The sequence below is a fragment of the Rhodoferax sp. GW821-FHT07G04 genome, assembly GCF_059418585.1.
The window spans coordinates 1610778-1631185 of sequence record NZ_JBWKQD010000001.1; the positions used below are offsets into that span (position 1 = coordinate 1610778).

Below are 20408 nucleotides of genomic sequence, written 5' to 3' on the forward strand. Positions count from 1 at the left end.
AAAGGACTGGCGCCACAGAGTATGGTTCTGCCCGTACAACGCCGAGCGCTCCAAGCCGATCCCATGCCAGATAACACCACAGCAAAGACACCTGCGGGCACGCCAAATGCTCGGCGCAACGCCGCGACCAAGGCACTGAGCGCCTCCGAAATGCGCTACCGCAGGCTGTTCGAGACCGCCCGCGATGGCATCCTGCTACTCAATGCCAACACCGCCGAAATAGAAGACGCCAACCCCTTTTTGACCGAACTATTGGGCTACAGGCACGCGGAGTTGATGGGTAAGAAGATATGGGAGGTCGGTGCCTTTGCCGATATCGCCCAGAGCCAGGAAAAGTTCTTGGAGCTGCAAGCCAAAGGCTTTGTCCGCTACGAAGACCTGCCGCTGCGCAAGAAGTCGGGGCGAAAGGTTGCGGTGGAGTTCATCAGCAATACCTACGACTGTGCTGGCACTACGGTCATCCAGTGCAATATACGGGACATCAGTGCCCGCAAACGGGCCGACGAAAAAATCAACGCACTGGCCTTCTTCGACCCGTTGACCCAATTGCCCAACCGAACCCTGCTTGTGGACCGCCTGCAGCAAGCCATGATCGTAGGCGCGCGCAGTGCCAGCTATGGCGCGGTCATGTTCCTGGACCTTGACCACTTCAAGGCCCTCAACGATACGCTGGGCCATGACATGGGCGATCTGCTGCTGCAACAGGTGGCACAACGGCTGACCGAATGCGTGCGCGAGGGGGATACCGTTGCCCGCCTGGGTGGGGACGAATTTGTGGTGGTACTGGCCAGCCTGAATGCCCACCTCCGCGAGGCTGCGAACCAGGCCCAGGAGATCGGCGAGAAGATTCTGGCCACCCTCGGTCAAGCCTACCACCTGGGGGAAACAGAGCACCGCTGCTCGGCCAGCATAGGCGCCACCCTGTTCCTTGGAACCAAGGAGTCCATGGAAGAGCTGTTGAAGCAAGCCGATCTGGCCATGTACAAGGCCAAAGAGATGGGCCGCAATGGCCTGCAGTTCTTTGATCCTGCCATGCAGACCGCCATCCTGGAGCGCGCCGCCTTGGAGGAGGAGCTGAGCCACGCGATTGCGGAGAACCAATTTGTCTTGCACTTTCAGCCGCAAGTTGTGGGAGACGGACGCGCCGTGGGCGCTGAAGTGCTGGTGCGGTGGTTGCACCCCGTCCGCGGCCAGATACCGCCTGCCGACTTCATCCCCTTGGCCGAAGAGACCGGGCTAATCACACTGCTGGGCCACTGGGCTCTGCAGGCGGCCTGTGCGCAATTGGCGCTCTGGGCAGATCAACCCAAAACCCAGCACCTGACACTGGCGGTCAACATCAGTGCCCAGCAGTTCCGCAGGGCCGATTTCGTCAGTCAAGTGCTGGCAGCGCTGGAGCACTCCGGCGCTAATGCCCAGCGACTCAAGCTGGAGCTGACAGAGGGCGTGCTGATCGACAATGTACCTTCGGTGGTCGAGAAGATATTCATGCTCAAGGCCAAGGGCGTGTGTTTCTCGCTGGACGACTTTGGCACCGGCTATTCGTCACTGTCCTACCTCAAGCGCCTGCCGTTGGACGAACTGAAGATTGACCGGTCGTTTGTGCGAGACATCTTGAGCGACCACCATGATGCGTCCATTGCCAAGACCATCATCGCCCTGGCCCAAAGCCTGGGCCTGAATGTCATTGCGGAGGGCGTAGAGATTGAAGCCCAGCGCGACTTCCTTACCGCTGCAGGCTGCCACGCCTACCAGGGATTTTTCTTCAGCAAGCCCTTGCCGCTTGCCAGCTTTGAGCGGTATGCCCGCAGAGCCCTGTAGCAAAAGGACGGTGCGGGTACCTCGCTCGGGGAGTGGCTTCGATTTTTACTTTGGCTTGCTCACTTCGTGACCAATGACGCCACCAACCACCGCGCCAGCAGCTGTGCCGGCCGCTCCGCCACCCATCACGGCCCCGGTAGCACCGCCCAGAACAGCTCCGGTCGCGGTGCCACGCTCTTGCGCGTTCATGCCGGCGCAAGCACTCAGCCCCAAGACCGATGCCAGCAGCACAGGGGGCAAGACTGCAGAAAATCTATTGCTCATGTTCATGATGAAACTCCAAACAAGAAGGACTACAACAAACCGCGGAGCACAAGGCATGCGTCCGCAGATGAAATTCCATTGTTATGAATTGAGCGCACCACCTCTGTGCGTCGGCGTACCCAGGCAAACGCTTTTTTGCGGAGTGCTATATATTTTGTAGCGCAAAGTACCAATTACACGTGGGATACAGCCGTATTTCTCATAAACGAGCTGACCTAAGTGTGCTACCGAACAGAGCCACTTCCGGCCTTTCGCTACGCTAGGCGCACTGCCATCCACCGCGCGCTGGCAGAAGCTAAAACTTGCAAGCCACAGGATGCGCGTATAAGGGTCCGAGCAAACGCCCAACGCGAAAGTACGTCTTTTTGAAAACCACCCATAAAACAACAGTTTGGCTCGCAGCCGTACTCCTGCTCGTAGCCGCTGGCATGGTATTCACGTACTGGTCGTACACACAAATCGAGCAGGCGTCCAAGCATCGCCAAGACTCCCTGGTGACCACGACCGCCGCTGACGAACTGCTGTCGGCCTTGGCAGTGGCCGAAGCCGGCCAACGTGGGTACGCGCTAACCGGTGGCCACACCTACCTTGACCCCTACCTCGGTGCACGTGACACCATCAAAGCCCAGTTGGCTGTATTGCGCCAACTTGCCAGCGGCAAACCCACACAGCTGCAGCATGTAGAGGCCATTGCACGCCTGCTAGACACCAAGTTGGCAGAAATGGACCAAACCATTGCCCTGCGAAGCAGCCGTGACACAGTGGGCGCCGCTGCCATGATCAGCAGTGATGAGGGGAGGCAGTTGATGGAGGCAATACGCCGCAAACTGCGCGGCATCGTCCACGCCGAGGCCGACATCCAGTCACAGAACAATGCGCAATTTGACATGAATATGCGTCGCTTGCTGGCTGGCATCTTGGCCATCGGTTTGCTAGCGCTGCTGCTGTCGCTGTACTTTGCCTATTCAAGCTATCGTGCAGCCCAGCAGCGCCTGAAAAATCTGGTCCATGAGAAAACAAGGGGCTTGCTGGAAGAACAACTGAAAAGCAACGCCCTGCTACAGACCAGCAACCACGCCCTGCAGGACAGTACACAAAAGTTGACAGTCACGCTCAACTCCATTGGCGATGCGGTCATAGCCACCGATGCGCAAGCCCGTGTGACTTTGCTCAACCCTGTGGCCCAGGATATGACAGGTTGGACACAGGCACAGGCACATGGACGGCCAGTGACCGAGGTGTTCCACATCGTCAACAAGGGCGACCGCCACATTGCCACCATTCCGGTTGCGCGCGTCCTGGAGCAGGGTATCGTCCAAGGTCTGGCCAATCACACCGTGCTGATCGCGCGCGATGGCCGCGAATTTGACATTGCCGACAGCTGCGCCCCGGTGCGCGATCTGGATGGCGAAGTGGTGGGCGCCGTATTGGTGTTTCGCAATGTGACCGCGGAGTACGCCGCCCAGCAAACCCTGCGCGATAGCGCGGCCCGGGTGCAAACCATCCTCAACACAGTAGGCGACGGCATTGTGACGCTGCACGCCCTGGGCGGAGCCATCGAATCGGCCAACCCGGCCATCGAGCACATGTTTGGCTACGCAGCCACCGAACTCAAGGGCAAGGCGTTCGGCTTCTTGATACCCGAGCTGGACCAAGAACAACACAATGTGGCACTGGAGCACTATGGTGTCAGCGATGCGGCACGTGCCGTAGGCCTGGGTCGCGAGGTCATGGGCTTTCGCAAAGACGGAAGTCTTTTCCCTCTGGAGATCACGGTTAGTGAAATGACGCTCGGTGGCCAGCGCTACTTCACGGGCATCCTGCGCGACATCAGCACCCGCAAGCAAGCAGAAGAGGCACTGCGTGAGGCCGGGGCCCTGCAGAGCGCCATCTTCAGCAGCGCCAACTTCTCCTGCATTGCCACCGATGCCCAGGGCGTCATCCAGATTTTCAATGTGGGCGCGGAGCGCATGCTGGGCTATACCGCGGCAGAGCTGGTCAACCAGGTCACCCCCGCCGACATATCGGACCCCAAGGAAGTCGTGGCGCGGGCCTATTCCTTGTCCGCAGAACTGGAAACCGACATTGCCCCTGGGTTTGAGGCTCTGGCCTTCAAGGCCTCGCGTGGCATGGAAGACATATATGAGCTGACCTACATCCGCAAGAATGGAACCCGCCTTCCGGTCGTGGTGTCGGTATCGGCACTGCGCAGTGAAGACGCCACCATCATTGGCTACCTCTTGATTGGTACCGACAACACCGCACGCAAGCTGGCCGAGACAGAGCGTGCCCAGCTTGACCGGGCACTGCAAGTGAAGAATCTGGAGTTGGAAGCCGCTCGCTCCACGGCGGACAAGGCCAACCTGGCCAAGTCCGAATTCCTGTCCAGCATGAGCCACGAACTGCGCTCACCACTCAATGCCATTCTGGGCTTTGCCCAGCTCATGGATTCTGGCGTACCACCGCCGACGGCCACGCAGCGGGGCAGTATCGAGCAGATACTGAAGGCGGGCTGGTACCTGCTGGAGTTGATCAACGAGATTTTGGACCTGGCCTTGATCGAATCCGGCAAGCTATCCATGTCCATGGAGCCTGTTTCGCTGCAGGAAGTGCTGCGCGATTGCCAAACCATGATGGAGCCCCAGGCCAACCAGCGCGGCATCCAGATGCGCTTTCCCAACTTCAAGGCACCGTGCTACGTGGAGGCAGACCGCACCCGGGTGAAACAGGTCTTTGTGAATCTGCTGACCAATGCCATTAAGTACAACCGCACGGCGGGGTCGGTGGACGTCACCTTCCGCCCTGCCGGCAAGACGCGCATGCACATCAGCGTGCGAGACACCGGCGAAGGCCTCTCTTCCAAAAAGCTGACCCAGTTGTTCCAACCCTTCAACCGCCTGGGTCAGGAAGACAGCGACGAAGAAGGCACGGGCATTGGCCTGGTGGTCAGCAAGCGGCTGGTCGAACTGATGAACGGCAGCATAGGCGCGCACAGCACCGTGGGTGTCGGCAGCGACTTCTGGATTGAGCTGAACCTGGCAGCCCCCCATTCACTGGAACTGGACGCCGAAGAGGAACTGGCCCTGAACCCCTCCTCGGCGCAGGCCGACGGCGCCGTGCGTACCCTGCTCTACGTGGAAGACAACGAAGCCAATATGGAACTGGTGGCACAGCTGATTGCCCGCCGGACGGACATGCGCCTGCTGCGCGCCGAAGACGGTGTACGGGGCATCGCCATGGCCCGTACCCATCTGCCGGACCTGATCCTGATGGACATCAACCTGCCTGGCATCAGCGGCCTGCAAGCGCTAGGTCTGCTACACGATGACCCTTTGACCACCCACATACCCGTGCTGGCGCTCAGTGCCAACGCCATGCCACGCGACGTTGAAAAGGGCCTGGAGGCCGGCTTCTTCCGCTACCTGACCAAGCCCATCAAGATTGCCGAGTTCATGCAGGCGTTGGACCAGGGCCTTGAACTGGCGCAGCCCGACCCCAACCAAGTGGCTATTGGCAATTAGGCCTGTAGCCCTCTTAAAAGCTACGTGTATTGCTGCTATTTTTGTAGTGCACGCTGCTGCTTAGATTTGAAACGTGTGTAAGGAAAAATCATGATCAATCCAGACGACATCCTTGGCGCCAGAATTTTGATCGTTGACGATCAAGAGTCCAACGTGCAGCTGCTGGAGCAATTGCTGCAGGCGCAGGGGTACACCGATGTGACCAGCACGATGCGACCCGAAGAGGTTTGTGTACTGCACGGCAAGAATGCCTACGACCTGATTCTGTTGGATCTGCAGATGCCGGTGATGGATGGCTTCCAGGTCATGGAGGGTCTGAAAGCCAGCACGGCAGACCCCTACCTGCCAGTCATCGTGCTGACCGCACAACCCGGCCACAAGTTGCGCGCATTGCAGGCAGGTGCCAAAGACTTTGTCAGCAAGCCTTTCGATCTGGTCGAGGTCAAGACCCGCATCCACAACATGCTGGAGGTGCGTCTGCTGTACAAGAGATTGGCCGACTTCAACAAAGTGTTGGAACTGACGGTCCAGGAACGCACGGCCGAGCTGCTGGAAAGCGAAGCGCGCTACCGCAGCCTGACCGAGCTGGCATCCGACTGGTACTGGGAGCAGGACGAGTATGGCAACTTCACCAAGATTTCGGGTCCGGTGCTGGCCATGCTGGGCATGCAGAACGATACCGCCAATGGGACTTCAACGGAGAGAGAGACAACCGGTTGGGATGCGTCCGACCGAGAGGCGCTGCGTGCCGCTATAGCGGCACGCCAACCCTTCTTGGACTTCATCGTCCACCGCCACCATGCGGACGGCACACCCCAGCAGTACCGCGTCAGTGGTGAACCCATGTTCAGCCGCAGCAGTCGCTTTCTGGGCTACCGTGGCATCGGCGTGGAAATCGTGACCGGAGCCTGAAATGACACACACAGGTATGCCATGTATGACTGCACTCCACCGCCCGCGCCAAAACCATTTGCTGGCAGCCCTGCCGCAATCGGACCTCGAGCTCTTCGCCGCCCATCTGGAACTGGTACCCATGGCATTGGGCCAGATGCTGTATGAGCCCGGTACACAACTGCGCCATGCCTTCTTCCCCACTACCTCCATCGTGTCCCTGCACTATGTAACCGAGACCGGCGCGTCGGCCGAAACCGCCGGTGTGGGCAACGAGGGGGTGGTCGGTATCTCCCTTTTTATGGGTGGCGACACTACGCCCAGTTCAGCGGTGGTGCAAACGGCCGGGCATGCCTATCGGCTGGACCGCCATTTGTTGCAGAGCGAATTCAACCGCGCCGGCGCCTTGCAACGCCTGCTGCTGCGCTATACCCAGGCCTTGATGACGCAAATGGCGCAGTCTGCCGTGTGCAACCGGCACCATTCCGTGGAACAGCAGCTATGCCGCTGGCTCCTGCTGACCATAGACCGTGTACCAGCGCGGGAGCTGGTGATGACGCAGGAACTGGTAGCCAGCATGCTGGGCGTGCGCCGGGAAAGTGTGACCGAGGCCGCGGGCAATTTGCAGAATGCCGGTTACATACGCTACCGGCGTGGTCACATCGCAGTCCTGGAACGCCAGGGTCTGGAAACCAGTGTCTGCGAGTGCTATGGCGTGGTCAAGAAAGAGTTGGATCGCCTGCTCAGCGACGTGCACCAGCGCAACCCATAGTCCGCAGGGCCGCTTGTGGGACGATGCCGCACTCGGGTGCGGCATTCCGGCACTACTTCTTGATGCTCATTTCGTTGCGCACCAGGCGCACGCCTTCAATGCCACGCGTAACTTCCATGGCGCGGTCTACCTGGGCCTGGTTGTCGACAAACCCGGTGAGCAGCACTTCATCGTCCCGCGTGACAACGGCAATGTCAAAACTCTTCACACTGGGATCACCCAGCAGCGCGGCCTTGACCTTGCTGGTGATGATGCCGGCATCTACTTTCTTGCCGACCGTGGTGGGCTTGCCTTTCAGAACGACGTTGTTCTGAATGGCCCTGACACCGGCGACCGCACGCACCGCGGCTGTTGCACGATCAACCTGCGCCTGGTTGTCCACAAAGCCGCTCAGCAATACTTCACCCTTGCGGGTTTCCACCTTGAAATCAAAGCTCTTGATGTCGGCATCCGCCAGCAATGCAGACTTTACGCTGCTGGTGATGACGCTGTCGTCAATATCGGTGCCAACGGTTGTACTGGCTATCGGCAGACCACTGCTGTCCACCGGCTTGCTGCAGGCCACCGCCGCAATGGCCAGAAAGCCGACCCACGCGGTGCTCAGCAACAAGGTTTCCATACGGGTTTTCATAGGGCAACTCCAAAGGATTCAGCCACGGATGTGTGACGGTACCGCCAAGCTTGCGCCGATTCGCCGCGGTTTTCTGTTCGCTTGCGAACAAACAGGACCGTCGTTGCAACCTAAGCTCGATTCCACCTATGCAACACCGCAGCGAACCCTGTGCCAGCGCCCGACTGTCGGCCCCCCAGGCGCTGACACTGGGTGGCGCGTGGACCGCGCGCGGGTTGCGCAGCATCCCGGCCCAGCTAGATACTTTGGAAAGTGGGTCAGGCTCTGTGTTGCAAGTCGATGCGAGTGACATCCGCAGGCTGGACACAGCCGGCGCATGGGTGCTGCACAAGCTGCTGACCCGCATGCGCAGCCAGGGTAACCCGATCACATTGCAAGGCCTCCATCCAGACCACACCCAGTTGCTACAGGTGGTAGGCCAGCACGAAGAACAGCATGCCCGTGAATACGCCGCCCCGCCACAGCCTCACACGCCGCAGGTACTGGAGCGCGTTGGCCGCAGGGCCGGGGAGGCTTGGGAACAGCTGCTCGCAATGTTGAGCTTCGTGGGACAAAGCGCCCAAGCCTTTGCCACCTGCATCGTCCACCCCGGGCGCATGCGGTGGCGCCCTATTCTGTTCAACATCCGCAGGGCAGGCTTTGATGCGCTGCCGATCGTCGGCATGCTGTCTCTGCTGCTGGGGATTGTGGTGGCCTACCAGGGGGCCGACCAACTTCGCCAGTATGGCGCCAACATCTTTGTTGCAGATTTGGTGGGCCTGTCCATGTTGCGCGAGTTCGCACCGCTGATCACAGCCATCATCCTCGCCGGCCGATCGGGTTCGGCCTTTGCAGCTCAGATCGGAACGATGTCGGTCACCGAAGAAATAGATGCCATGCGCACGCTGGGCATCGCACCGCTGGAGCTCCTGGTCGTGCCAAAGCTCATTGCGCTGGTCATTGCCCTGCCCTTGCTGACAGTGTTTGCCGATGTGCTGGGGGTGGCGGGTGGCATGGTCATGGCGCGCACCCAGCTCGATGTGGGCTACGCCGAGTTCATGGACCGCATGGCCAAAGCCGTCAGCGTCACCTCTTACATGGTGGGTATTGCCAAGGCACCCATATTTGCCATCATCATCAGCCTGGTGGGCTGCTTCCAGGGTTTTCGCACCCGTGGTGGTGCCGACAGTGTGGGGCAGCAGACCACGCGCAGCGTGGTTCAGTCCATCTTTCTGGTGATTGTGGCGGACGCTTTGTTCTCCATTGCCTTCAGCATCCTGGACCTGTGACATGCAATCCGCCGACACGACAAACGATGAAACGGTCATAGAGATGGACCAGGTGGTTACCCGATTTGGCGACCATGTGGTGCACAAGGGTGTCGACCTGAAGGTGCGTCGGTCCGAGATCTTTGCGGTGATCGGCGGCAGTGGCTCCGGCAAATCCACGTTGCTGCGTGAAATGATTCTGTTGCAAACGCCCACGCAGGGCACGATCCGCATACTGGGCGTTCCCTTGAGAGACATAGACGATGCCGCGGCCCTGGCTTTGCGCCAGCGCTGGGGTGTGATGTTCCAGCATGGAGGCCTGTTTGGCTCCTTGACGGTTCTGGAGAACATAGGCCTGCCACTGCGCGAACACACCGATCTGGGCAACAGCTTGATTGATGAAATTGCGCACTGGAAGCTGTCCATGGCGGGACTGCGGCCCGAGGTGGCTGCCCAATACCCCTCCGAGCTCAGCGGCGGCATGATGAAGCGTGCGTCGCTGGCCAGGGCTTTGGCCCTGGACCCCGAACTGCTGTTTCTGGATGAACCCACTGCGGGGCTGGACCCCAGCAGCGCCGCCGGTGTGGACGACCTGGTGCGCACGCTACGCGACCTTTACGGCCTGACCGTCGTCATGATCACGCACGACCTGGATCTGTTGTGGCAGGTAGCGGATCGCATCGCTGTGCTGGGTGACGGCACGGTACAGGCAACCGGCTCCATGCAAGAACTTTCCATTGGCGACAACCCTTGGGTACGGGCATTCTTTGACGGCCCGCGCGGGCGCGGTGCGCAGCAACAGCAGCAGGCACTACCGGCAACAACACCCCAGGAGACGCCATGGAAACCAAAGTGAATTTCTCCATCGTAGGGGCCTTCGTGCTGGTACTGGGTGCGGTGTTGATTGGTGCAGCGTTGTGGCTGGCATCGGGTGGGGCCTGGCAGAAGGACTACGACATTTTCTGGGCCATAGAGAATGAATCCGTCGCAGGCCTCAACTTGAACGCACCGGTCAAATACAACGGCGTGGAAGTAGGCAAGGTGCGGCGCATAGACCTGGACCGCGCCAACCCCGAACGTGTGGTGCTGTCCTTTGCCATAGAGCGTGGCACCCCAGTCAAGGAAGACACCATCGCGGTCCTGAAAACGCAGGGCCTGACAGGCATCACCTATGTGGAGCTCAGCGGCGGAGCGATCAACTCGCCGCCGCTACGCGCCGTCGCCCCCAACCCCTACCCCGTCATCCGAACCAAGCCTTCTCTCAGCGCGCGATTGGAAAATGTACTGACCAACGTACTGGGCAAGCTGGACAGCACCTCCAATAACATCAATTCCATTCTCAGCCCGGACAACCAGGCCGCATTCAAGAGCATCCTGAGCAACACCGTGCAGGCAACCGCCAGGCTAGGCCCGCTGATGGACCGTGTGGGCCGCAGCGCGGACGCTGTTGAGAAGATGGGCGACGACCTGTCCAAGGCCGGTGCCAGCGCCTCAAGAGCTGCCGATGGATTGGGCGCAGGCGTCAAGCGTTTGGGCACCGAAACCTTACCCGAAATTGAGCACCTCTTGGGAGAGCTCGGCAGTCTCAGCAACTCGCTGCGCCGCCTGAGCGAGCAAACCACGCGCGACCCCAGTGGTCTTTTGTTCGGTCGCACACCGGTGCCCAACGGTCCCGGAGAACAGGAAGCCAAACCATGAACAATACGACTACCTGCTGTGCACGCCGGCTGGCGACCTGCACGGCGATCTTCGTGCTGAGCGCCTGCAGCGTGTTGCAGCCCAAGGCCAGCACACCATCGAGCTTCTATGCGCTGGAGTATGGACGGCCCATTGGGTCATCCGACGCTTCGCGGGCGGCGCCCCTCAACGCCCCTACCTTGATCATCAGCCCGGTGCGAGCGGCATCCGGCTTCGACAGCCAGCGCATCATCTATGTGCGCGAGCCGCACAAGCTGGAGTACTTTTCGCACAGCGAGTGGATCGACGCACCGGCCCGCATGCTTGGCCCCCTGATGGTGGCTTCCATCGAGCAAACAGCCGCGTTCCGGGCCGTGGTAATGACCCCGGGCTCCGCCGGTGGCGACCTGCGCCTGGACAGCGAAATCGTCCGGTTGCAGCAGAATTTTCAAACCCAGCCAAGCAGCGTGCAATTCACATTGCGGGTCTACTTGGTGGACGAGAAGACGCGAAAGGTATTGGCCTGGCGTACGCTGGACAGCCAAGTCACGGCCAGCAGTGACGACCCACGTGCGGGCGTCGCGGCGGCGAATCGGGCGATGCAAGCCGTGCTGGAAGAACTCGCACAGTTCCTGGCGCAAAGAGCACCCTAATTCAACGTACAAATAAAGAGCCCCAGTGCTCCTCCACGAAGCCTGGGGCTCAGTTCGTTGTGTTCAGGGACGGACAGCAACCTCGTTGCGCACGGCGACCACACCCTTGACACCCCGGGCAATGGATTCCGCAGTATTGCGCTCAGCGACATTTTTGGCAAAGCCGGACAGCATGACGGTGCCATTCAAGGTTTCGACCTTGATCGACGCGGCATCTACCTGTTTGTTTTCTATGAAGCGGGTCTTGACCATCGTCGTGATGCCGGCGTCGTCGACATAGGCACCCACGGTTTCCTGGCCGCGCTGGACCGCGCAACCGGTGGCGCTGAGCAAGGCGACGGCTGAAATAGCGATAGCAAGTGTGTGACGGATTTGCATGACGAATCTCCAATAAATAGTTAATACAAAGAATGGACCAGTCAACTGTAAAAGTTCGGATCCAACGTGTCGGTGTGATGGCGCACCCAGCGGCATGGCTTGCTCGCAGCCCATGGCTACTTCATCGGAAGGGGGATGACAAAACAGGCCTCCCCCACCAAGCCCACCCAATTCAGGGCTTGCCCGGGGCGCAATGCATGGGCGGCCAGGTCGGTTGTAGCCTCCAACGCATCCCCCAGGTTGGCCCGCATGAAGATGAAACGCATGCGGCGTGAACCACGCACCAGTGTCATCTCCGCCCGCTCCCAGTGGGACGGCAAGCAAGGATGGAACACAAGCTCCTCTGCATTCCATTGCAGGCCAAATAGAGACTCCACCGCGGCACGGTGCATCCACGCCGCAGCGCCGGTGTACCAGCTCCAACCGCCGCGCCCGACATAGGGTGGTTGTGAATACACGTCACCGGCCATGGCATAGGGTTCTAGACCGTAAGCAATGCCGCGGGTCAAGTGGGCGGCACGGTGTGCCGGACTCAGATAGGTGAAGTAGCGGTAGGGCTCGTCACCTCCGCCCTGCGGATGTTGCGCATCCTTGGCACGTGCCGCCTGGGCCATCAATGCCCAGACCCCCGCATGGGAGTATTGGCCTCCGTTCTCCCGCACCCCGGGAGGATAGGCCTGTATGTAGCCGGCACTCGGCACGGATTGGCTGAAGGGCGGGTCCAGCAACTTGATCAGGCCCTGCTCGGCGTCAACCAACTCGGTGTCCATGGCCGTCAGCGCCATGCTTTGCATATCGGCTGGCGCCGCTTGCGACAGCACGGACCAGGCCTGCGCAATCAGGTCTATACGCGCCTCCGTGTTGGCGCTGGAACCCAAAGGCTGGCCATCGTCAAAGTACGCGCGCGTGAACCACCGGCCATCCCAAGCAGGTCCTAGCAAGGCGGCTCTCCAGCCCCGGATGGCAGCTTCCCAGCTTTGCACGCGCGCATCCTCGCCGCGGTCTCGGGCCAGGGGCACAAAATCGGCCACCAGGCGGCACAGGAACCAGGCCAACCAGACCGACTCACCTCGACCGTCAATGCCGACCCGATTCATGCCATCGTTCCAATCCCCGCTGCCCATCAGTGGCAAGCCATGCACCCCCACCCGCAAGCTGCGGTCGATCGCACGCGCGGCGTGGTCGTACACCGACGCGGAGTGCGGGCTGGCGCTGGGCGTGTAGTACGCGTCCTCCGCGCCTTCGGGAATGGCTGCTCCCTGCAGAAAAGGAACCTGTTGGTCCAAGAGAGCCGTGTCTCCGGTTGCCCGCACGTAACGCGTACAGGCATAGGCCAGCCACAGCAAGTCGTCCGAGAAATGGGTGCGCACACCGGCTCCCAAGGGCGCGTGCCACCAATGCTGCACATCACCTTGCTCAAACTGGCGCGATGCACACAAGACGATTTGCTCGCGCAGCATCTGTGGTGCCGCCCAGGCCAGGGCCATGGCGTCTTGCAACTGGTCACGAAAGCCGGTGGCACCACCGGCCTGGTAAAAGCCTGCCTTGGCCCACATACGGCAGGCCACGGTCTGGTAGAGCAACCACCGGTTGACCATGGCATCAAACAGGGGGTCCGGGGTTTGAACCGTGGTGGCCCCAAGCAACTGGTTCCAGGTGTTGTGCACTGCCTGCAAACGCTCCCCGGTCGACACCAGCGCGGCCGACGTCGCCAGAGCCAAGGCCGCGTCGGCGCTTTCAGCATAACCCAGTAGGAAGCTACGCTCTGCGCCTGAGCCTGCCCCCAGGTCCAGGCGCGACGACAAGGCCGCACAGGGGTCTAGCCCTATACCACTGCGGTGTCCAAAGTGGTCGGGCAGTTCGAAATGCCCGCGTGCGTCGAAACACTCACGCCGGTCACAGGTCCAGTCGTCCACCTCATCGATTCCGCCAGCCAGACTGAGAAAGGCCGTTCCGTCACCAAAACCGGCCGAGCGCTCCCGCTGGGTGCAGAGCAATACGGCGAGACTGCCACGGGTCAGGGGTTGCCGGCAAAAGTCCGTCTGCACCGTGCCACGGTCGGCCCGATTCGCGCCCATCATCCATTCCACCATGCCAATCACGCGCAGGTGTACGGGCTTGGGACCGCGGTTGGTCACTGCGAGTGTGATCTGCTTGACTGCCGTCTGTGGGTCCACGCACCAGTGGGCCTCGATTTCCAAACCCGCGTATTGGTGGCTGATGGTGGTATAGCCCTGTCCATGACGAATCAGGTACTGGCTCGCATCTGCTCCCCAGGCATTAGGCGTCACGCTCCAGACCTTCATCGTCTTGAGGTCTTGGAGCAAGAACCACTCCGAGGGTGGGTCTGCCACCGGATCATTGGACCAGGCGGTCAACTGGTTCAAACGGCTGTTGACCGCCCAGGTATAGCCTCCGCCCGCTTCGGACAATTGCGCCCCAAAGTGCGGGTTGGACAACACATTGATCCAAGGCTTGGCAGGACGCACTCCGGTGCCAACCCCAAAAACGAATTCACCAGACGCTGCGTCAAAATCCCCCTTGGGCGCGGTCACGGCTAAGCCTATGCGGGCGCTAGCCGGCAGCTCCATGCTGGATACCGCCAGACGCTCCTCCAAAGCTTGCTCATGCGCGGCACTCCACTCCTTCACATGGTGTGCCAAGGGGCGCCCATCGGCATAAAGCCGCACGCGAGCCTGGGCCTTCAGCGTCGTCAACTCATCGGGAGACAGGTCGCCGGCGCGCAGCAGCACAAAGCTGGTGACAGCGGGCCGTGCAGGCCCCGTGGTCTCAAAAACATGGCGGTCGCGCAGTGCCACGACCTCGCGCTGCAAGGCCATGTCATAGGAAGCAGGCTCGGAGTTCACCACCACCAGGTCACAGGCCACACCGCCCCAGGCCCACAGATTGAGCGCCTGCGCCATGGCGCGCAGCAAGCCCAATCCCTGCAGCACGCCGGCCGACACCAAGATCAGAGGCCGTTCCCCCGAGATGCCAAACCGCCATAGCAGACGACGGTCGCACACACCCCACTTCACAACCTCGGTCGTGGACGTTCGCTTGGAGGGCCGCGTCAGCGTCAACACCAAGGCAGTCGTCAGCGTCTGCATGGCAGCAAAGTTCTCGGCACTGATGCGCAGCCCACGCAAGCGAATGCCCATCAACGTCGCTGACATCAAGGAAGCGCGCTTCACATTGTTGGCCTGCCGGTACTTGTCGATCACTGCACGCAGGGTGGAGCCGTTGTCCGACACCGCCGTAGCAAAGGTCAATTGCATGCGCGCTCCGGGGGCAATGTGCACCCGCACCCCCAAAGCGCACATAGGGTCCAGCCCCGTTGCCAGCACGGTGCTGCCCTGCAAGGATGGGGGAGGCAAGGGGTCCAACGCCGCCAGGGGGGTCGCCGTGCAATGGTTGCGCCCCAGCCAATGTTGCCGGTCCGTCTGCACGGACATGCCCAGTATGCGGGGATCTGGTGTGGTGAGGAAATGCGCCATCTGCAAACCGGGTTCCGTGGGCAATCGGGGCTTGCGTTCAAACAGCAGTGCCTGGTGGGCGGCCAGCCACTCTGCGCGCACAAAGAGATTGGTAAAAGCCGGGTGCGCCTCGTCGGCCGAGCGGTCTATCAGCGTGGGCTCGAATGCAGAGATCACTTCGATGTCCAGCGGCTTGTTCCCTACATTGCGCAGCTCAAGCATGCGAAATTCAATATCGTCCTCCGGACTCACCCAGACAGTTGTCTGAACATGGATGTCTGGCCACTCCGAGACGAAACACACGCGGTCCGCGTGGTAGATGCTGCGGTAGCTCGTTTGGGGGTCCGGGCTGGGATGCTGGGTCAGTGATACCGGCTTGCCCTGCGGCTCCCAACGCAGGTACAGAAAACTGCCACGGTCATCCCGCAAGGCATCGTCGCGCTGGCGGGTGATGCCGGTCTGTCCCCAGCGGCTCCAACCCGCACCATTGGCCCGCAATGCCACGCTGTACCGGCCGTTGGACAACACATGGGTGGGCTCAACCGCCGCCTCGCCTGGCTGCACCTCGCGCAACAGACTGGGAATGCGCCGGCGCTGCCGCACCAAATGCCGCGACGCTGTGGGCGGCGCATACAACAGAGAAATCTCATTCGGCACCGGCTCGTGCAGCACCGAAGCCACCGATTCGATGGCCGCATTGGCCATGCCCCAGCGCTGCCCGGGACCTTGCAGCAGCACATGGGCCAAGGCGACGATGCTCATGCCCTGGTGGTGGGCCATGACGGTGTCGACCACGGCAAAAGTCTTGCCGTCTACATGACGGGCAGGCGTGTAATCCAGCGCTTCGACGAAGCCATAGCGTCCGCGCGCTCCAAGCTCCTGCAGTACACGGAAGTTATCCACCGCGCATCGGGGCGCAACCACCGCGGCCAGGGCCGTAGCGTAGGGTGCAATCACCAGCTCATCCGCCGGCGTGCGGCGCAGGGCCAAACGCGGAACACCTTGCGGAGCGTACTGGTAAGCCAGCGTATGGTCGCTAGCGGCATAGGCCGACTCGGACACTCCCCACGGAATGTCCTGGGCGCGTGTGAACGCCATTTGCTCACGCAAAGCGGCGTGGCACGCCGCGTACAAGACACTTCCCTTGGGCTCGGCAAGAACCAGGCTGGGCATCAGGTACTCAAACATGGAACCGGTCCAGGAGCGCAGACCCACGCTATTGCCAACAGCGAAAAACGGACGCCCCAGCGACGCCCAATGGCGTACCGGAACATCGCCTTTGGCGATTGCCAGCAGGCTGGTCAACCGTGATTCGGAGGCCAGCAGATCGTAGAACGCGGCATCCCGTTGATGTTCGGCAACGCGGTAACCAATATGGAAGAGCCTCCGTTTGCCGTGGTACAAAAAAGAGAAGTTGGGCTGCCAGGCGAGATCCGCATAGGCACGGGCCAGAGCACGTAGGCGCTGGGCCGCATGCTCCGCACTGGCATCCAGATCCAGGGCTGCCGACTGCAGCGTTGCGCGGTGGTCCGCCAGCATCCATCGCAGTTCCTCGCGCTGTGTGGGGGGCAATTTGGGGCGCTGCGCCAGCAGCGGAGCCATGCGCGCGCATGACGCCGCGATGGCACGTGATGCGGCAGTGCGATCCAGCGGCGCGCGGGCCAATTCCCGACAGGCTTCGGCTACCGCGAGCAAGTGCCCGCTGAGGTTGCCGCTGTCTACCGTCGATACATACAGGGGAAGCAGCGGAGCACAGCTTTGCGTGTCATACCAGTTCAAAAAATGGCCCCGATGGCGCTCCAGCTTCAGCAGCGTCGCCAGCGTCGCCTCTAATCGGCCGAGCAAGTCCTGCGTACCTATCCAGCCAAACTGCCGGGCACAGGCGGTACTGAGCAAGTACAAGCCGATATTGGTCGGCGAGGTGCGGTGCGCCACCATGTCGTGCGGCGCCAGTTGCAGGTTGTCAGGCGGCAAATGGTTGTCCTCTGCACCCACGCAACGCTCAAAGAGACGCCAGGTATCACGGGCGATACCGTGCAGGTAGGCGACATCGTGTGCGGACAACAAAGCGTCAGAGACCGGCGGCCGAGGCCGGCTGGCCCACCACGTCCATAGTGGCGAAGCGGCCCACACACCGCACAAGACCAGTGAAAGCCCGACGTGTGCGGTGTGTGTCAGCAATAGCAGGACAAACAGCGCCAGTGCGAGCAAGGGCTCCATGCGGTGCAATCGTGCTATGGCCAACAAGGTGGTTTCGGCATTGGCTTGTGCCGCTGCTGCGGTGGTCCATTGCAGCAGATGGCGCCGGCTCACAAACGTGCGGTACAACGCACGCCCAATGGCGTCTGTCGCCAAGACCGATTGCTGCAACAACTGCGCCACATGCCAAAGCCCGCCGCACACAGCACGCCCCAGGGCAATGAAGGCCTGGGCAAAGAAACGCCGTTTGGCAATATCCACATGGCGCGGTGTGAAACCCGCCAAGGCGCCCATCAGAGGCCCGGCGGTAAACGCCAGAAACACCAGAGCCAATGCAGTCCAGGGCGAGACAACGTCACCCATCAACGCGGTCAACAGGAAGAGCAGGGACAAAGGCGCTACCAGGGAGCGGCGCAGGTTGTCCAGCATTTTCCACAGGTTGATCGCACGTATTCCGTAGTGTCCGGGCCGCAGCAGTGCAGTAAGCAGGATGGGTAGCAGTTGCCAGTCTCCGCGCGTCCAACGGTGCACGCGGGCCGCGGCCACATCGGCATGAAAAGGAGCGTCTTCGACCACAGCGATATCCGTCACCGCAGCACAGCGCACAAGCGATCCTTCCAGCAAATCGTGACTCAGTATTTGTCCCTGAGGCAATCGACCCGTGAGCACCGCATGGAGCGTCCGCACATGCAGCAAGCCCTTGCCGGTAAATGTTCCCTCGCCAAACAGATCCTGGTACACCTCGGAACTGGCCGCGCTATACGGGTCTATGCCACACTGCCCCGCGAACAGCCAATGGAAAGGTGTGGCCTGATTGGCGGCAGGCAGGGGCGTCACGATGCGGGGCTGCAAGATCCCATAGCCGCTGGTCACTTTGTGGCCGCTGGCATCCAGTTGGGTTTGGTTGTGCGGATGTGCCGCCACCCCCACCAGCTCGCGCAGGCGTCCGGGTGGCAACAAGGTATCACTGTCCAGGGTCACGATGTACTGGATGCTGTCGGCCAAGCGCGAGGCGGGCCCCAGATTCAGAAATACGTTGTCGACACCTGTCGCCAAGACCGTGACCAGTTGCTCCAGTTTGCCGCGCTTGCGCTCCCATCCGATCCAGCGCTGCTCGCTGTCGCTGAACCTACGCTCGCGGTGCAAGATGATGAAGCGCGGTGCAGCAATGGTCTCATCGCTTGCACGGGGATAGCGGGTATTGAGCTCATCCACCCCTTGCTGCGCTAGGGTCAGCAAAGCGGCGTCACCGGCAAGATGTGGCGCATCGGCGTCTGCCCAGTCCGTCAACCCACAAAACTGGGCCTCACGCTCCGGGTTGGCGAGGTAGTGCAACTCCAAATGGTGGACGAGGTCCTGGACGGACGCGGCCGCGGTCAGCATGCCAGGGATGACAACCAGAACCCTATGCTGCGGTGGTATGCCTTCGACCAGGGCCAGGCGAGGTAGATGGTGAGGGCGGATCGACTCGCTGATCAACCGGTTGACCAGGGCGACCACCGCTTCCGACGCGGGGAACAACATTGCGAACACACACACGATGCCCAGCCATCCCTGACCGCCCACCCCCTGTGTCCCCATGCCATGGTGCACCAGCCACCATACCACCCAGGATACGCCGCCCAGTAAAACCAGCAAGTAGCCCGGCAATGCAAGCCTGCGGACGCAGCTTTGCCATAAGAGCCCGGCCCTGCTAGGTAAGCCAATCGCACGGTGCAGCGTTGCCTGGCCGGCTCCCCGCAGCCAATGGTGGGCCACGCGATCCGTGCCATCGGAAGCGTGCATCACATTCAGCAAAGCCTGGGCCAACGACACCTCACTCATGCCACTGCGCCGGGCGAGCTTTTCAACCGCATGCAGGGTCTGGTCACGCGTGGCATCGTCTTCTGCCTGAAACAGCTGGGAGGTCAACATCAGTTGCATCAAGGCACTGGTCCGCGCAATGATGCCGGACCAATCCGCATCACCAATGGCGCGCAATGACATGACGGCATTGCTGACGCTTAAATTGTCCTGTGCCTGGTCCGCACTGTGCTGTATTTGCACAGCACCCAAATCAGGCAGGGCCTGGCGCAGCCAAGCTTGGACGACGCTCTGCCCGTTGTCATCCCCTGCCGTGCGCCTGTCTTGCAGGCGCTGTGCCATTTGCGCCAAAAACACCCGCCCCACGCCGCGCATGCCCAAGAGCGCGAGTAGCTCGCCCAGTGCGTCCGCATCATAGCTTTCAATGTGGTCAAAGCAGATATTGGCGACTTCCCGCGCGGCCTTATTGGTTGCCACACGCTCGGCCAAACGGCGCAGGTTTTCAATCAGAAGCACCCGCAATGTAGTAGGCAGGGCCCAGACTTCGCTGAGCTTGAGCTCGCGCACTTCCTGATAGGCCTTCAGAAAGTGTGCCAACAAGTCTTCATCAAAAGCACCGTCGGTGTGCGCGACAAATGCCCAAGCCACACCGTAGACGCGTGGCAGCCCCGCCAAAGGCTCATCGAGCAACACCGGCAGACTGCGAAAGTAGCTGCGTGGCAAGCCGTCGTGAATCTCTTTGAGCTGCGCTTCGATGGTATGGAAATTGTCCAGCAGCCACTCTGCTGCCGGACTGATGTCATACCCGGTGCTGGCTTGCACGCCAATATAGTGGTGTGCTTCCCGTAGAACGGCGATATTGCTTTTCAGGCGCGGGAAGAAAGTGGCAGCGTAGATGGAGACCAGTTCCGCGCGATGGGTGGCCGCCAGGCTCTGGCCATGTTGCTTGAAGCGTTGTGCACCAAATATCTCGGAGCGTATCGGTGGTTGCACCACCCCACGCGACGGGTCCAGCATGTCGCACAATGCCGGCGAGGCGCCAGGCACCAGGCCGAGCAAGGCAGATCGCGCCATG

The 20408-nt window shown here is 61.0% G+C and carries 12 protein-coding genes; 8 read left to right on the forward strand and 4 right to left on the reverse strand.

Annotated features, from left to right (window positions below):
- Positions 1 to 63: 63 nt before the first annotated feature.
- Positions 64 to 1821, forward strand: coding sequence for a putative bifunctional diguanylate cyclase/phosphodiesterase (locus tag AC07OO_RS07470; RefSeq protein ID WP_495081417.1), 1758 nt, complete (start codon positions 64 to 66; stop codon positions 1819 to 1821).
- 45 nt (positions 1822 to 1866) lie between these two features.
- Here the strand turns inward: AC07OO_RS07470 and AC07OO_RS07475 are convergent, their stop codons facing one another.
- Entirely contained in the window at positions 1867 to 2085 is a 219-nt protein-coding gene (locus tag AC07OO_RS07475) for a YMGG-like glycine zipper-containing protein (RefSeq protein ID WP_495081418.1), read from the reverse strand.
- 428 nt (positions 2086 to 2513) lie between these two features.
- Between AC07OO_RS07475 and AC07OO_RS07480 the strand changes: the two genes are divergently transcribed.
- From AC07OO_RS07480 to AC07OO_RS07490, 3 genes are all read left to right on the forward strand, one after another.
- Complete coding sequence (locus AC07OO_RS07480; protein WP_495081419.1) at positions 2514 to 5606, forward strand: PAS domain S-box protein; 3093 nt, start codon at positions 2514 to 2516, stop codon at positions 5604 to 5606.
- 90 nt (positions 5607 to 5696) lie between these two features.
- Entirely contained in the window at positions 5697 to 6518 is an 822-nt protein-coding gene (locus tag AC07OO_RS07485) for a response regulator (protein ID WP_495081420.1), read from the forward strand.
- A 25-nt stretch (positions 6519 to 6543) separates the two neighbouring features.
- Positions 6544 to 7269, forward strand: a complete 726-nt coding sequence (locus tag AC07OO_RS07490) for a Crp/Fnr family transcriptional regulator (RefSeq protein WP_495081421.1) — start codon at positions 6544 to 6546, stop codon at positions 7267 to 7269.
- A 52-nt stretch (positions 7270 to 7321) separates the two neighbouring features.
- Here the strand turns inward: AC07OO_RS07490 and AC07OO_RS07495 are convergent, their stop codons facing one another.
- A complete protein-coding gene (locus tag AC07OO_RS07495; protein ID WP_495081422.1) occupies positions 7322 to 7900 on the reverse strand; it encodes a BON domain-containing protein in 579 nt (192 codons plus the stop codon).
- Between the two features lie 128 nt (positions 7901 to 8028).
- On the opposite strand from AC07OO_RS07495, the gene AC07OO_RS07500 reads away from it, so the two are divergent.
- Genes AC07OO_RS07500 through AC07OO_RS07515 form a run of 4 tightly spaced genes read left to right on the forward strand, consistent with a single transcriptional unit; the run spans position 8029 to position 11477 of the window.
- Positions 8029 to 9168, forward strand: a complete 1140-nt coding sequence (locus AC07OO_RS07500) for an ABC transporter permease (RefSeq protein WP_495081423.1) — start codon at positions 8029 to 8031, stop codon at positions 9166 to 9168.
- A 1-nt stretch (position 9169) separates the two neighbouring features.
- On the forward strand, positions 9170 to 10003 hold the full coding sequence (locus AC07OO_RS07505) for an ABC transporter ATP-binding protein (RefSeq protein WP_495081424.1): 834 nt from the start codon (positions 9170 to 9172) through the stop codon (positions 10001 to 10003).
- A complete protein-coding gene (locus tag AC07OO_RS07510; RefSeq protein ID WP_495081425.1) occupies positions 9988 to 10845 on the forward strand; it encodes an MlaD family protein in 858 nt (285 codons plus the stop codon). The genes AC07OO_RS07505 and AC07OO_RS07510 overlap by 16 nt, the downstream gene beginning before the upstream one ends.
- Positions 10842 to 11477, forward strand: a complete 636-nt coding sequence (locus tag AC07OO_RS07515; protein WP_495081426.1) for an ABC-type transport auxiliary lipoprotein family protein — start codon at positions 10842 to 10844, stop codon at positions 11475 to 11477. The genes AC07OO_RS07510 and AC07OO_RS07515 overlap by 4 nt, the downstream gene beginning before the upstream one ends.
- 63 nt (positions 11478 to 11540) lie before the next feature.
- On the opposite strand, the gene AC07OO_RS07520 is transcribed toward AC07OO_RS07515, so the two are convergent.
- Together AC07OO_RS07520 and AC07OO_RS07525 are read right to left on the reverse strand one after the other, a co-directional pair.
- Complete coding sequence (locus AC07OO_RS07520) at positions 11541 to 11855, reverse strand: BON domain-containing protein (protein WP_495081427.1); 315 nt, start codon at positions 11853 to 11855, stop codon at positions 11541 to 11543.
- 116 nt (positions 11856 to 11971) lie between these two features.
- Positions 11972 to 20407 (reverse strand): glycoside hydrolase family 94 protein, encoded by an 8436-nt coding sequence (locus AC07OO_RS07525; protein WP_495081428.1) that lies wholly within the window; start codon positions 20405 to 20407, stop codon positions 11972 to 11974.
- Between the last annotated feature and the right edge of the window lies 1 nt (position 20408).

What these genes read in the sequence shown, in the direction of transcription:
- AC07OO_RS07475 (WP_495081418.1), bottom strand. Translation starts at nt 2,085, where the DNA reads ATGAGCAATAGATTTTCTGCAGTCTTGCCCCCTGTGCTGCTGGCATCG.
- AC07OO_RS07510 (WP_495081425.1), top strand. Translation starts at nt 9,988, where the DNA reads ATGGAAACCAAAGTGAATTTCTCCATCGTAGGGGCCTTCGTGCTGGTA.
- AC07OO_RS07495 (WP_495081422.1), bottom strand. Translation starts at nt 7,900, where the DNA reads ATGAAAACCCGTATGGAAACCTTGTTGCTGAGCACCGCGTGGGTCGGC.
- AC07OO_RS07525 (WP_495081428.1), bottom strand. Translation starts at nt 20,407, where the DNA reads ATGGCGCGATCTGCCTTGCTCGGCCTGGTGCCTGGCGCCTCGCCGGCA.
- AC07OO_RS07490 (WP_495081421.1), top strand. Translation starts at nt 6,544, where the DNA reads ATGACTGCACTCCACCGCCCGCGCCAAAACCATTTGCTGGCAGCCCTG.
- AC07OO_RS07500 (WP_495081423.1), top strand. Translation starts at nt 8,029, where the DNA reads ATGCAACACCGCAGCGAACCCTGTGCCAGCGCCCGACTGTCGGCCCCC.
- AC07OO_RS07485 (WP_495081420.1), top strand. Translation starts at nt 5,697, where the DNA reads ATGATCAATCCAGACGACATCCTTGGCGCCAGAATTTTGATCGTTGAC.
- AC07OO_RS07470 (WP_495081417.1), top strand. Translation starts at nt 64, where the DNA reads ATGCCAGATAACACCACAGCAAAGACACCTGCGGGCACGCCAAATGCT.
- AC07OO_RS07505 (WP_495081424.1), top strand. Translation starts at nt 9,170, where the DNA reads ATGCAATCCGCCGACACGACAAACGATGAAACGGTCATAGAGATGGAC.
- AC07OO_RS07520 (WP_495081427.1), bottom strand. Translation starts at nt 11,855, where the DNA reads ATGCAAATCCGTCACACACTTGCTATCGCTATTTCAGCCGTCGCCTTG.
- AC07OO_RS07515 (WP_495081426.1), top strand. Translation starts at nt 10,842, where the DNA reads ATGAACAATACGACTACCTGCTGTGCACGCCGGCTGGCGACCTGCACG.
- AC07OO_RS07480 (WP_495081419.1), top strand. Translation starts at nt 2,514, where the DNA reads ATGGTATTCACGTACTGGTCGTACACACAAATCGAGCAGGCGTCCAAG.